This is a genomic window from Alcaligenes sp. AB3, assembly GCF_031844565.1.
GTDB lineage: Bacteria > Pseudomonadota > Gammaproteobacteria > Burkholderiales > Burkholderiaceae_B > Alcaligenes > Alcaligenes faecalis.
This window is the reverse complement of sequence record NZ_JAUZVM010000001.1, coordinates 974429-987692: the sequence shown is the minus strand read 5'-3', so window position 1 is coordinate 987692 and position 13264 is coordinate 974429. Positions and strand designations below refer to the sequence as shown.

At 54.5% G+C, this 13264-nt stretch carries 11 protein-coding genes; 7 read left to right on the top strand and 4 right to left on the bottom strand.

The features are described 5' to 3' along the window. Positions 1 to 167 precede the first annotated feature (167 nt). A complete protein-coding gene (locus tag Q9R35_RS04680) occupies positions 168 to 1235 on the top strand; it encodes a DNA-binding protein (RefSeq protein ID WP_311219428.1) in 1068 nt (355 codons plus the stop codon). Between the two features lie 324 nt (positions 1236 to 1559). On the opposite strand, the gene Q9R35_RS04675 is transcribed toward Q9R35_RS04680, so the two are convergent. Continuing rightward, positions 1560 to 1706 (bottom strand): hypothetical protein, encoded by a 147-nt coding sequence (locus tag Q9R35_RS04675; protein WP_157664297.1) that lies wholly within the window; start codon positions 1704 to 1706, stop codon positions 1560 to 1562. 256 nt (positions 1707 to 1962) lie between these two features. Between Q9R35_RS04675 and Q9R35_RS04670 the strand changes: the two genes are divergently transcribed. The 3 genes from Q9R35_RS04670 (at position 1963) to Q9R35_RS04660 (ending at position 5397) form a co-directional block, all read left to right on the top strand. Further along, positions 1963 to 3561 (top strand): multicopper oxidase family protein, encoded by a 1599-nt coding sequence (locus tag Q9R35_RS04670; protein ID WP_311219427.1) that lies wholly within the window; start codon positions 1963 to 1965, stop codon positions 3559 to 3561. Between the two features lie 156 nt (positions 3562 to 3717). Continuing rightward, entirely contained in the window at positions 3718 to 4920 is a 1203-nt protein-coding gene (gene purT / locus Q9R35_RS04665) for a formate-dependent phosphoribosylglycinamide formyltransferase (RefSeq protein ID WP_311219426.1), read from the top strand. An 18-nt stretch (positions 4921 to 4938) separates the two neighbouring features. Further along, positions 4939 to 5397, top strand: coding sequence for a hypothetical protein (locus Q9R35_RS04660; protein ID WP_042480685.1), 459 nt, complete (start codon positions 4939 to 4941; stop codon positions 5395 to 5397). A gap of 104 nt (positions 5398 to 5501) precedes the next feature. Here the strand turns inward: Q9R35_RS04660 and pap are convergent, their stop codons facing one another. The 3 genes from pap to Q9R35_RS04645 form a co-directional block, all read right to left on the bottom strand. Continuing rightward, the gene (gene pap, locus Q9R35_RS04655) at positions 5502 to 7031 is read right to left on the bottom strand and encodes a polyphosphate:AMP phosphotransferase (RefSeq protein WP_311219425.1); all 1530 of its coding nucleotides are present in this window, start codon (positions 7029 to 7031) and stop codon (positions 5502 to 5504) included. Positions 7032 to 7381: 350 nt separating this feature from the next. Continuing rightward, positions 7382 to 9673: a MobH family relaxase gene (mobH, locus tag Q9R35_RS04650; RefSeq protein WP_311219424.1), complete on the bottom strand. Its 2292-nt coding sequence runs from the start codon at positions 9671 to 9673 to the stop codon at positions 7382 to 7384. Between the two features lie 159 nt (positions 9674 to 9832). Beyond that, complete coding sequence (locus Q9R35_RS04645) at positions 9833 to 10372, bottom strand: hypothetical protein (protein ID WP_131071802.1); 540 nt, start codon at positions 10370 to 10372, stop codon at positions 9833 to 9835. A gap of 530 nt (positions 10373 to 10902) precedes the next feature. On the opposite strand from Q9R35_RS04645, the gene Q9R35_RS04640 reads away from it, so the two are divergent. From Q9R35_RS04640 to Q9R35_RS04630, 3 genes are read left to right on the top strand one after another with little or no spacing between them, the layout of a single operon-like run. Continuing rightward, positions 10903 to 11457, top strand: coding sequence for a hypothetical protein (locus Q9R35_RS04640; RefSeq protein WP_045931322.1), 555 nt, complete (start codon positions 10903 to 10905; stop codon positions 11455 to 11457). Then, entirely contained in the window at positions 11454 to 12686 is a 1233-nt protein-coding gene (locus tag Q9R35_RS04635) for a hypothetical protein (RefSeq protein ID WP_149721213.1), read from the top strand. The genes Q9R35_RS04640 and Q9R35_RS04635 overlap by 4 nt, the downstream gene beginning before the upstream one ends. Positions 12687 to 12697: 11 nt before the next feature. Then, positions 12698 to 13258, top strand: a complete 561-nt coding sequence (locus Q9R35_RS04630) for a hypothetical protein (protein ID WP_223254036.1) — start codon at positions 12698 to 12700, stop codon at positions 13256 to 13258. The last annotated feature ends 6 nt before the right edge of the window (positions 13259 to 13264 follow it).

Here is a 13264-nt window from a genome sequence, read left to right as displayed (position 1 = left end):
GTTAAGAGAGCAGGGAAGGGCTTTCAAACCCATCCCTGTGCAATATGGCCTGTTAAAGACTAGATATTTGACATTATAGGGATAATGTCAAATTATAGAATCCGATTTGTTGATAATTTTATATATTACGTTGTATTATTAATTAAATGATCAACCGAGGTGAAAAAATGGAGCAAAGCCAGCCAAACGAGAGCCAAATCCTGGCCGATGTTGCCCAATTGCGTGATCGCTTCAGCCATACGCAGACCTTGTACAAAGAAGTGGCTGCGCTCCTGTTTTTTCGCTATGGCGTCACGCCTACGGCCAACAAGCTGTACCAATTGGTGCGTAAAGGCAGCATGAGCGCTCCAGCTCAGGCACTACAGACGTTCTGGGAAGATTTGCGGGACAAAAGCCGGGTTCGGCTGGATGTGGCTGACATGCCCGAAGAGCTGCAAACCCTGACAGGGGATCTGCTGGGCCGTCTCTGGCAAGAAGCGATTGGGCAGTCAAAACAGCAGATGCTGCATTACCAGACCCAGGCTGATGAGCGCATCGCCCAGGCTCAAGCCCAAACTCGTGAAGCCCAACAGGCGCTGGAAGCAGAGCAGGGGGCCTTGAAAAATGCCCAAGCCACTATAGAAAAACTGAAAGAAGCGCTGCAGACAACCGGTCAGGAGCAAGCAGCTTTAAAACAAGACTTGCTGCACGCCAAACAACGCCAAAACGAGCTGGAAACTGAAAAGCAGCTGGTTCAACAAGAGCTGCGCCGCCAAAGTGAACAGTTCACCCAGGATTTGGAACGTCTGCAAAAAGCCATTGAACTGACTGAAGAACGCGCCCAGGCCAACGAGCGCCGTGCATTGTTGGAGATCGACAAGGAACGTTCCATTCAGACGCGACTGCGTCAGCAAATAGAAGAAGCCGAGCAAGCAAACAAAACCCAGCGTCAGGCTCACGAACAAGAGCTGAACAAACAACAGGATCAACTGCAGAAACTGCGTCAGGAGTTGGGACAGGAGCAGGGCGAACGGCGGGCCATGCAAGCGGCCCTGGATATCAGCCACAGTTTGTCCAAAGAAATGCAGGGGCAACTGCAAATGCTGCGCACACGTACTGCCTTGCTGGAGCGGGAGAATGAAGAGGCGCGCAAGAAAGCTCAGCAGCTCAGCCAGGAGCTGGAACAGGCTCAAACTCAGCCTGTACGACCCGTGCGCTTGAAACGACGGTTGATCAAGAGCGATCCTGATCAATAAAGCCTATACCAATAGGCACGACGGCTAGCTTGATGTGCTTTCAATCGCCTAAATGGATCGCGGCAAATGTAGCGGGATTTCAATCAAAAATCAGACAAAGCTGATCCTCTACTCTGATGAACAGCCCACCGCACCGAAGGCAAGGGCAGTTCATCGTTCCCCTCATGCCTTGAGTCCCTTCGTCCTCCTGCTTCTAGTGCCCTCATGAATGGTCCACTGCGTGTAACGGTCTGTTTTTGCGCAAACGATGCACAGATGTCTCGTGCTAAGCTTTTGGCCATGCTGCGCGCACCCATTTCATCTCGCAAAACGATAGGCTGGCTTTTATTGGTCGGCCTGCTTGTTTTGTTCGCCAGCATGGGCCTGGGCACCAGCTTTGCCGCGCACGCTACAACTCAACATACAGATCACAGCACCGTTCAGGGGCACCACGCCTCGTCGGGGCAGTCGCACCATAGCGCTCCCAACCATTGCAGCACTCCGCTGAAAAGTGGCTGCTGCGCTTGCCTGGCAACGCAGACCTCACCACCTGAAACGGTCGCATTACAGCCCGCGTTCCCTCCCGTTCCCCTGCATCAAAACTACATATCCCGGCTGATTGGCCCCGCCCAGCCACCTCCGCGCTCGTCCTGATCATTTCGTCTTAGCGGCCGCCCCAAGCTTCCAAAGCCTGTACTCACCAAGTACGGGCGGCACATGTGTATTGATGATTAATAGGGATAAACCCATGAAACGACGCGACTTTTTCAAACTGACCTTAGGTGCCAGCCTCTTGAGCAGCCTGCCCATGAGAACGTGGGCACAAGGCATGATGGGCCACCACGGTTCCATGTCGGGAGACAGGTCAGGCCACGGCATGATGGCTCGGCAAGGCTTGATGCCCATACAAAAAATGCCGGCGGGTCAGGCACTGCAAGCTCTGCCAGTGCTGAAAAACAGTAGTCAGAAAAAAGGGCTGTTTCAGGCGAAAATTACCGCAGCCGCCCACCAACGTGTGCTCGCAGATGGCAAAACGACCGAGCTTTGGCTATACAACGGCCAAGCTCCCGGCCCGCTGATCGAACTGTATGAAGGCGATCACGTCGAAATCGAATTTGAAAACCAGCTGGATCAAGCCACTACGATTCACTGGCACGGCTTGCCCGTTCCCTCTGATCAGGACGGTAACCCGCAAGATGCCGTTTTGCCGGGACAAAGCCGCTACTACCGCTTTACCTTGCCCGAAGGCTGCGCCGGTACCTACTGGTATCACCCGCACCCTCATGGGAAAAGTGGCGAGCAGGTCGCTCATGGGCTGGGCGGCACCATTATTGTTCGTTCTCCCAAAGACCCGTTGAAGGAATACACAGAGCAACACTGGGCCATCAGTGATTTGCGACTGGATATCAACGGTCATATCCCGGCCAACACTGGTCCGGACTGGATGAATGGCAGGGAAGGGCAATTCGTACTGCTGAATGGTCAACGCCAGCCACTGATCCAGACCAGCACCGCAGAACGCATCCGAGTCTGGAACTCCTGTTCTGCCCGTTATTTAAGGCTGCACATCCCCGGCGCCCAGCTGATTCAAGTCGGCACGGATGGCGGCCTGCTGGAGCAACCCTTGCCCGCCGCCAACTCGATCCTATTGGCGCCTGCCGAACGAGTGGAGTTCTTTATTCAGGCGGAAAAAGACCTGAATAGCACCTTGCAAGCGCTGTACTACGACAGGCAAAAAATGATGGTCAAGGAAAAGCCCGAAACCTTCGCCCTGGCGGGACTGACAATCCGCCATCAGGAAATCGACCTGCCCAAGCAACTACGGACAATTCCGGCGATTCCTGCTGCCGCCAGTACCGCAAAAGTGGTGTTCAGCGAAGTCATGCCCATGAATCATGATATGTCCATGCAGTCTGGGCACGGGCCAGCCATGGAGAGCTCGTCGGGTATGAACCATCAGGGCATGGGGGGAATGAACCAGGAAACCATGATGCCCGGCATGGCGGCCATGCGCTCCATGTTCCGCATCAACAATCAGGTCTACGACATGGAGCGCATAGACCTGCGATGCCGGACCGGAGAGTGGCAATACTGGGATGTCATCAACGACTCCCATATGGATCACCCATTCCATCTGCACGGAACGCAGTTTCAGGTTCTGGAGCGCCAAACCGGTAGCAGATCTGTTGCCGAGACGTTCCGCGCCTGGCGAGATACCGTCAATCTGCGTCCCAACGAGACCGTTCGCCTTGCATTCCGCCAGGACTTGCCGGGCCTGCGCATGTTCCACTGCCACATTCTGGAACATGAAGACCTGGGCATGATGGCGCAGCTAATGGTGGAATAAGGATCGTCCGCCTTTCAGGCTGAAGTCTTGAGAAAGTCCGCCCTGCTGGCTGGTATGCCAGCAGGGCGGACAAAGCAGTCCTGCTTGAAAAAAACCCGACGTCGCCTGCATTACAATACTGCTTTTGAATTTCTCATTTTCAGCGGAGCACGCGCCATGAGCCTGTTGGGCACCCCTTTATCGTCGTCGTCGGACAAAATCATGCTCTTGGGCTCGGGAGAGTTGGGCAAGGAAGTGCTGATTGCGCTGCAACGCCTGGGGGTAGAAACCATCGCGGTGGACCGCTACGAGAACGCACCCGGCCAGCAAGTGGCCCATCATTCGCGCACCATCACCATGAGCGACGCCGAGCAACTGCGCGCCCTGATCGAACAGGAAAAGCCCACTCTGGTCGTGCCCGAGATCGAAGCTATTGCTACCGGCGTGCTGGAAGAGCTGGAAGCCCAAGGCAAGGTGCGCGTCATACCAACCGCCCGTGCCGCTCGCCTGACCATGGACCGCGAAGGCATCCGCCGCCTGGCCGCCGAGACCCTGGGCGTTCCCACCAGCCCTTACCAGTTCTGCGAATCGCTGGAAGAACTGCAAGCCGCTATCGACGGCAAGATTGGCTACCCCTGCGTGGTCAAACCCTTGATGAGCAGCTCGGGTAAAGGCCAAAGCAAAATCAGCGGCCCTGATGATGTCGCCAAAGCCTGGGACTACGCCATGGCCGGTGGCCGTGTCAGCCAATGCCGCGTCATTGTGGAAGGCTTTATCGACTTCGACTACGAGATCACCTTGTTGACCGTCCGTGCCATCGGCGCAGACGGCCAGATCGAAACCCAGTTCTGCGACCCTATCGGTCACAAGCAGGTGGATGGCGACTACGTGGAAAGCTGGCAGCCCCAGCCCATGAGCCCCAAAGCCCTGCAAAGCGCGCGCGATATTGCCCAAGCCGTTACCCAGAACCTGGGCGGCCAGGGCTTGTTTGGCGTAGAGCTGTTCGTGAAAGGCGATCAGGTCTGGTTCAGCGAAGTCAGCCCCCGTCCACACGACACTGGCATGGTCACCATGGCTACTCAATGGCAGTCCGAATTTGAGTTGCACGCACGCGCCATTCTGGGCCTGCCTGTGAATACCGCCTTGCGCATGCCCGGCGCCAGCGCCGTGATTTACGGCGGTGTAGACGCACAAGACGTGGACTTTCTGAATGTGGCCGAAGCCTTGCGCATCCCGCAAACCGATATCCGTCTGTTCGGCAAACCCGAGAGTTTTGAAAAGCGCCGCATGGGTGTCGCCCTGGCAGCAGACGCTGATCTGGAAACAGCCCGCGCCAACGCTCGCCAAGCTGCTGCCACCGTAAAAGTCCAAGCCCGCTAAAACAAGGAGTTTTCCACCATGCCCATCATCGTCGTCCTGCTGTTCATAGGGATTATTGCGGCGCTTGTGTATGGTGGAATGCAGCTCTTTACTCTGGTCAGCGCCAGTGCCGGGGTCATCGCCGCTATTTTGAGCCTGCTGATCGCGGCGGCCATTCTGGTGGCTCCCTTTATCGTATGGCGACGCCGTTATCTGGCCATCCACGGCAAAAAACAACAAGGCCAGCGCATTCTGGAACTGGCTTTACCCGATGGCGCGATACGCCTGGATGCCTTGCAAAAACGCGGCCAGATTCAAACCGGGCAGGGGACACGCGGGTTTATTTTTGCGGATATAGAAGCGGTCGAGTTGCAGAGCAGGGGATTGAGACTGACTTTGCGTAACCCGGCGCAAAGCTGGGACATTCAGCCTGCCCATGCTGCAGAAGCCAAACGTTGGCACAAGATACTTAGTCTGGCAGCGCGGCAGGATTTATAAGGCTTGTCGTCTCTCCAAGCAGACAATACGTTCAACAAAAGTAAAGCCGTCGCTTCCTTATACAGTACGCAGCCCAGCCTCGCCGGTAAAAACCACTTGCAGCCTTATACCTGCTCACTGACCTGATCAGACAAGGCCGGCTCATTCAGGCTGATCATGTGTTCATCCAGGGACTCCAGCGTTTCGACCACTGTACGCAGCACCTGAATACGCGCCGCCTTTTTATCCTTGCTGGGCACAATATGCCAAGGCGCCATGTGGGTATCGGTCTGGGCAAACATCTCCTCAGCCGCACGTTGATAGGCCGTCCATTTCTCCCAATTACGCCAATCATCCTCCGTAATCTTGTACGCCTTGAAGGGCGTTTCCTCACGGGCTTTAAAGCGCTTTAGCTGTTCGTCCTTATCAATATCCAGCCAGAATTTGATCACCGCCGTGCCATTGGCCAGCAACTGCGCCTCAAATTCGTTAATTTCCTCGTAAGAGCGCTGCCAGGCAGCGCGGGAGATCAGTTTCTCCACTCGCTCCACCAACACACGGCCGTACCAAGAGCGATCAAAAATGGATATTTCTCCCAGACGCGGCAATTTGCGCCAGAAGCGCCATAAATAAGGGCGCGCCAGCTCCACAGCATTAGGGGCAGAAATAGGGTGGATGTCGTAAGTGCGCACATCCAGGGCTTCGGTCAAACGACGAATCGTACCGCCTTTACCCGCCGCATCCCGTCCCTCAAAAACCAGCACCAAAGAATGCTTGCGGAAGGCTTTGCTGCGCACCGCGCAGGACAAACGCCCCTGCCAATGCAAAAGCTCTGCATCGTAATCCAGCACGGGCTCAACAGGAGGAGGGGACTGCAAGGTGGCGGTCGGCACATTCAAACGGAAGGGGAACGCATGAGGCTCCTTGACCTGTCGCGGCACGATTGGCTTGTCCATGGCTTGCAGAACTACTTTCGCCAACGATACATCCCGCAAATTCTGATCCGCACTGGGGATCACGACCCAAGGGGCGTAATTTCTGTGAGTCAGATTAATAGTTTGCGTAGCCGCATTGCGCAAGTGCTTGAACTGCTTGTGAACCTTCAGGTCGGCCTTGCTGACACGCCAGGCGGTATTGGGATCAGCCAACAAGGTGGCGCATCGGTTCAACTGCGCCTGGGCGGAAAGATGGAACCACAATTTCAAAACCTGCACGCCCTGATAGGCCAACTGCGCCTCAAAACGATTGATCAGGTGGGTATACAGCGCGATCTTGGCTGGATCGGGTTCTTTGCGGCCTAGTTCTTTCATCAAAGGGGCGTACCAGGAGCCGAACACCAAACCCGTCTGGCCACGAGCAGGCAGGCTATTCCAATAACGCCACATCAAAGGGCGCATGGCTTCTTCTTCACTTAACTTGCCAAAAGCCAAGGTATGGACGTGACGAGGGTCCAGCCAAGTATTCAAGGTGTTGATAGCAGAGCCTTTACCCACGCCGTCCATCCCAGCTACCACAATCAGCAGCGTCTGATCTGCTTTCTGCAGGCGCTCGTATTGCTTCATCAACAGCGCTTCGCGCAGCATTTCTATCTGTGGTTTGGCCTGTTCATCACTCAAGCTGGGATCGCGTTCGGCAAACTGTAATACATGGCCCATGGTGTTTCGCTCCGGTTCACATAGCCCGTCACTATAACCATGCGAGGGAAAACTTAACTACCTTGGAGGAAAAATAATCTGCAAGAAGAGTGCAGCCAGAATAGAGGTAGAAAGGCGTTCTTGTGGGCAGATAGTAAAATCGATTATTCAGTGACTTTACATAATATACATTATGCGATGTTTCCCAGCCGTCCTCTAGGGAGGAAAACGAGCCTGTTCAGCAGTCTTTTGCATTATGTGAAGTTAGGCACCTCACAGTAATCTAAACCGAAACCCCGTCGAAACGTTGAATTGCACGACTGATCGGACGGTAGCACAGCACTTTATCCTGTGTCAAACATCCCCTTCATTCAACGATCCAACTTCAATACTGGATTGACGGGCGGCACAGGTAAAACAAACCGGTCCGGGTCCATCAACACCACCGCCGCCAGCGAGGCGATCGGCACATTTCCTTTGCCAATGATCTGGTAGCGCAAGATGTTGACCTTGCCACCACCTTCTACTTGCCGCATCCGATGCCACCCAGCTTTGATAACCTCTCGCTGAATCTGCATCCCCATGGCGTCAGCCTGTTCTTCAGGCCCTGTTTGAGCCGCGTAGAGCTTGAAAATCTTGGGTGAAATCAGTGCCATGCCTTCTTCTACAAAATGCACGGGTGCCCCAGATTCGTTGTACTTAATCTCACGGCTGGCCAAGCCTTGCTGCAGCCACTGTATAAACGCCATCGCCGCTTCGCTAGGTTCCTTCACAGGTGCTTCATGCGGCAGTTCTGGCAAGCTAGGCGTCAACACGACCGGCGTGGTGCTTGCCTGGCTGAACATACGTTGAGATTTTGCCTGTGTCTTTGGAGCAGACTCAGGCTCAAGAACCGGCGCTTTAGGCGTCGGTAAGGCTGGTAATGCTCCAGGTGTGTGCTCAACAGAGGCTGGCTCAACACTTTTAGCCTGTGCCGCAGCTAGGGCTGTTGCTTCATGTTTATGTAATTTTTTGCCTGGCACAGGCGTGGGTTTATGAGACGCTTGCGGTGGGCTGCGATGAATAATGTTGGATGCTGTATCAGCTTCATCTAGAAAGTCATCGTCAACATCAAAGCCATCTACGGCGAGTTCGGCTGGCAAAATCACCGTCTCGTCGTCGTATGCCTGAATCGAAGCAGTTTGGTGAGTATTGCTTGAGGTTGGCACAGGTTTGGGCTGGTTGCCTCTTTGCGTTGCGCCATTTTTCGGTGTTTGACGCTTGGCTGCGCCAGTTGACGCATTTTTGGGCTTTCTAAACTCCATTGCTGGTACGAGATTACGCTTGGGTGCTGCAGTTTGGGAACGAGCTGTAGCAGTTTTGGCCGTTGTGGCCACCTTTTGCGGCAATATTCCTTCATCAATGTGTTCTGGAGCAGCTTTGGCTTGAATGACTATTGTGTCAGCGCTGTGCTCACAATCAACCGCAGCTGGATCAGCCTCTGTTTCAAACTCATCATCGCCACGCTTGGCCCGGACATGGATCTCTCCGGACATCGCCGGTGGGTATAAGTTTGGATCATCATAGAGCTTTGACAGTGGAAAGCGCAGCACACTTAGTCTGTGTCGATATTGATGGGCTTCTGTGCCCTCTTCTGTTGCCGGCGTTTGCCCGTTGATTTCAACGTGCCAAATAGCTTGGCCAGAATGAGGACTGACTTGCAAGATTCCATATTCCTGCCATGTGTCAAACAGCCTATCGTTCTTGGCCTCTCCAGGTACAGACTCGTCAGGCTCATGCTTTTTAATCCAGGCCCGCGTGGCATCGGCCAAACGCTTAGCCACAAACCACACAGAGCCGTCATACACCCATCCGGCAGCTCCAGTACGATTGAGCGGCAATTCCGTTCCAGACTGCAACATGCTTTTGAGCGCTTGCATGAGTAAATCCACCAGCGGTACTGCATTGGCTGTCGCAAAACGAGCCTTACTGCCCTTCATCAATGCGTTGCTGGTGGAGGCCTGGTCAGCGCGTTTGATAATGTCAGCCAATAATCCATCCTTATGGCCAGACAAATAATGAGTCAGCGCATCAAAGGCGTGAGGCGTTTGAGACAAAAAAGTTAAGGCAGATTTTGGGGCAATCTGATGAAGCAAGGTCAGTGCCAGGCGATTATGGGCCTGGTAGTCCCGGCTGGCTTTTGGCTCAAACTCGACTCGATACTCCAGATCCAGACGCCCCTGCCCCACTTCGAACAAGGAGCCCGCCAGCGGTTTCCATCGCAACGGTTCATCCATCGCCCCGCCTCGCCATAAGATCCGTAGGTCCGTCATCGGTTTGGCAATGTCATGAAGCAGTGCCGCGTAGAAGACCACATAGGTCCACTGATCGCGCTCGGCGTCAATCTGCTCAACGGGAGCATTCGTCGGTAAAAAATGCGCGTTTCGCCAGGTCATGGCTGCCAATACCATCTCCAGCGTATGGGCCAACAAACCACCAGCGTGGGCGTGATGGTGTGCTTCTGAGGCAGGCATAAGCTGGACGTATTCTGCATATCGTCGGATAGCTGGGATGAAATCTCGTCGAAAAACAGGATCTGCTACGCGAGACTGCAGGAACATTTGATGAACCGCTTTTTGAGCTTTCAGCAGACGGATCAAGTCATCAGACTCAAGAACACGCAACCACCCTTCCTCCCGCCCTGCTACACGTTGGGCAACTGGAACTGGTGGGGGGCTTGGAGGTGGCGGAACCGGTGCGGGCTTAGTCGTACTGGAGGCGCGTCGCGGAATAAAAGTGGAGAACTTCGAGATCCAAGGCGGGGTTCGGCGGTGAGTCATGCTCTAACGTTCAAGCAAATGGGCTCGCAACGTCTCCAGAGTCGGACGAGGATGTCGCAATGTGAGCAAAATATGCAGTGACTCAGTGGGATGTTGCGGATCGCCCAGCTGCAGGAAATGGAACCAGCTCATCTGCAGTGGATTCCATTGAATTGAATCAGGATCAGGCAGCATATTTTTGCCCCAGTGGGCCCGATAATGGACAAATGGCTGCTGCAAAATATCTTCAACAATGCTCTCTTTGCGCCCTGCCAGATCTACGGCCTGGCTGCTTTCTTGCGCCAGGTTCTGACAATGATTCTTCAAAATCTCTCTCACACACAGATGAGGATCATCTTCATCCTCGGCATAAATTTCTAATCCGTCATAACGCGATAGCCAGGCTGAAAAATGGGGGACCCATTCAGCCAATCCGAGCTCAGTCAGGAGCTCGACAATGCGGTAAATCGCATGAGCACGGTCGTGCGCATCACGCCCAAAATGGGGGAACCCAGGATCGGGGTATGGATGCTCGTTTTCAGCGAGGTGGGCGAGGATAGTCATAGCGGCCACTCTACAAAGCGGTTTGCTATCACTCAACGCGATACCGGGTGCGACGTAACCTAGGGTTCTCGCTTGCGCGCAACGTTAAGTTCTGATAAGTCACAGCCCGCTATGCTGGCCGAGGCCATTTGCAGCGCTTCACCCAGCCCCTGGGTGAAGCGCTGCGTAACCCGTAAGCCCCCTTTTCCCCTACCTGTAAAGCCTTTCCCGACGGCCACCGGATTTTTAGGTGGACGGCGGCCCTTTGGATAAGGCCCTTGACCCGTAGCAACCTTTTCCCAGTAGCGGATTGACGCCCCGGCAGTCCGTCAACACATTCTTGTTCTAGTTGTATTGTGCAATGCAAAACATTTTAACTTGAATACCCTTTCTTCACTTACTCAAAAACGCATATAGCAGGCCGCGCGGATAACGCACATAACTGTTTTCGTCAAGCTGAAACCCCGTGTTACGTGACCTTGGGTTAACGAGCGACACCTTGGGGTGCCTTTGCAACACTGAACGCCATTCTCAATCGGATGGAGTACTTCATGAGCTGGACAGCTAGACTCGCTGTTGCCGCGCCACTGGCTGTTTTGGCGTTGCAGGCCCAAGCCCAGGTCGGGGATACCTACGACAACGGCACACAGGTGCGAATAGGACAATACAGCACACAAGCCAGCACACCAGGGCATAGCGTTTCTGATCCCCTGTCTGTGTTTGTGGCACTGACTTACCCACGTCAAGACGTAGCCACCATTGATGGTGCGATTGAGTACACCCTCAAACGGACTGGCTGGCAGCTTGATCGCTCCAAGCTGTCGCTAGAAGCCGCGCAGTTTCTTCGCTTACCCCTTCCAGAGTCCCAGCGGTCGCTGGGCACGTATCGAGTGCGTGATGTCTTAAATGCACTCGTAGGTGAGACCTGGCGCTGGGACGAGGACCCCATCCGTCGCAGACTGTGGATCAGTCTAGCGGCACAGCCGACTCTGTCAGGCGTCGAACTGACACAGAATTGGCTCCACGCCCAAACCTACCCCGTCACAGTTGACCCTAAAAAGCCGTGGTTGCCCCTGACCGAGCGCATCAGCGGGGTGCAGCCATGAACCAACAAGATCAACAATGGCAACAGCAGCAAGACGATCTTCGCCGCCGGGAACAAGCCGAGCAGCTAGAGCGTGAACGGCTCGAGCGCTTGGAACATGAACGAATGGAGCAAGACCAGCAGCTTGAGCGTGAACGCCAAGAAAAGCTGGATCAGCACGACTATGACTCCCGTCGTGAGTTGGAGGACGCTACCCCAAACAAGCCAGGTGTCTTGCGAACACTCATGCAAATTTTGTTCTCTCGCAAAGAACCAACGGCAAGCGTTGAAAAACAGAACGTGGAGCCCGTGTTTTCGTCTGTAGTGGATCCCCTGACCGAGACGCAAAACAATGAAGCAGTCACCGATTTCTTTGCTGAACAAGAAAATCAACCGCAAGCAGCCAGCGTTACGCCATCCCCATTGGCATCCGCAGCGCTTACCGATGCTCCAACGCTCAAGAAAAAGACAGGCTATCCGTGGAAGCTAATCCTGGCGTTGGTGCTTTTTGCTGTCCTTTTCTTGAGCTGGAAATACCTGTTTAACCAACCTGTGGTTGAGCAAACAGCCGCCTTGTCGGCAGCCGAACCTTCACTGGCTGAAATCGAAGACCAGGTCGCCCCTGTTGAGGATGAGGAAAAGGGTTCTGAGCCCTCCCCTGCTCCCACCACCAGTGAACTAGGCAATGTAGAGAAAGCTTCTGACATGCCCATGGGAACAGATCCGATAGACACGGCAGAGTCAACGGAATTCCAAGAACTTTCCATTGATCTCGGAGAGTCGTTCCCATCGAACCTTGAAACATCGCAAGCCTCGTACGCCGTTCAAGAAACACCAACATTTGAGGTGCAAATCTCGTCCCTGCAACGTGATGTCAACGAAATCAGGCAGTTACTCAATGAACTCTTACAAAAAAACGAACAGTTGATTGCTCTGTCCACACCTGCACCTACACCTGAACCAGAACCAGAGGCGGTGCCAGTTGTTGAACCTGCCCCCGTGAAAAAGCCGGTCACTCGTCGAGCCAAGGCCGCACCGAAGCCAAGCGTTCGTCTGGTCTCAGTCGATATGTGGGATGGCAAACCCTCCGTTGTCGTCGCCAGTACACGCGCAGGCGACAACCAAACCTTAGTGATGCGACCAGGTGACACCGTCAACGGCGTCACGCTGCAAAGCGCAAGCGCATCCGAGCGCAGCGCCTCTTTTCTCGTAAACGGAAAAACCACCAAATTAACTGTGGAGGGCCAGTGATGCCGCGCCTTATGAAAATCAAAGCAGTAGCCATCAGCCTGCCCCTGTTTTTCCCTGCGATGGCGCATTCGCAAACCCAGGCCACCGCTCAGCAGCGTACCGAAGAAGTCGCCAATGCTACGCAGTCACAAGGGCGTAATCCGATTGCGCTGGATGCCGTAGATCGCCTGCGCGCCAATATTTGGGGCTTAACCGACGAAGAAATGTTGCGCGCCAAAACCTTGCTGGAAGGCCCTCGCAAAGCATTCTCGGTGGAAAACCTCTCGCCTATCGAAGCGCTGGGCATTCACGCGACCTCGGAAGCAGAGCGCCGTAAGTATGCCGAAATGTTCGCCCGCGCCTTTCATGCCGACGTGGAGCGCTCATTGGCATGGAATCGTGCTTTCACCGAAGCGATGGCACGCCTTTACCCAAATGAGCCAGTTGTCAATTTCAGTCAAATCCCACCCGTTCCCGCCACGGTAGGTGCGGCTGACACATTGAACGTGCCGCGCACGGCCATCATCGAGACCCCCGCTCCGGGCTACACACCTCTGACTCAAAGTGTGCCAGCACAGGGCTCTGCAAAGTGATGGGTA

Bases quoted from the DNA above. Each gene is read 5' to 3' on its own strand.
- Q9R35_RS04640 (WP_045931322.1), top strand. From the start codon at position 10,903: ATGAGCTGGACAGCTAGACTCGCTGTTGCCGCGCCACTGGCTGTTTTG.
- pap (WP_311219425.1), bottom strand. From the start codon at position 7,031: ATGGGCCATGTATTACAGTTTGCCGAACGCGATCCCAGCTTGAGTGAT.
- Q9R35_RS04680 (WP_311219428.1), top strand. From the start codon at position 168: ATGGAGCAAAGCCAGCCAAACGAGAGCCAAATCCTGGCCGATGTTGCC.
- Q9R35_RS04670 (WP_311219427.1), top strand. From the start codon at position 1,963: ATGAAACGACGCGACTTTTTCAAACTGACCTTAGGTGCCAGCCTCTTG.
- Q9R35_RS04645 (WP_131071802.1), bottom strand. From the start codon at position 10,372: ATGACTATCCTCGCCCACCTCGCTGAAAACGAGCATCCATACCCCGAT.
- purT (WP_311219426.1), top strand. From the start codon at position 3,718: ATGAGCCTGTTGGGCACCCCTTTATCGTCGTCGTCGGACAAAATCATG.
- Q9R35_RS04660 (WP_042480685.1), top strand. From the start codon at position 4,939: ATGCCCATCATCGTCGTCCTGCTGTTCATAGGGATTATTGCGGCGCTT.
- Q9R35_RS04635 (WP_149721213.1), top strand. From the start codon at position 11,454: ATGAACCAACAAGATCAACAATGGCAACAGCAGCAAGACGATCTTCGC.
- Q9R35_RS04630 (WP_223254036.1), top strand. From the start codon at position 12,698: ATGAAAATCAAAGCAGTAGCCATCAGCCTGCCCCTGTTTTTCCCTGCG.
- Q9R35_RS04675 (WP_157664297.1), bottom strand. From the start codon at position 1,706: ATGGTTGGGAGCGCTATGGTGCGACTGCCCCGACGAGGCGTGGTGCCC.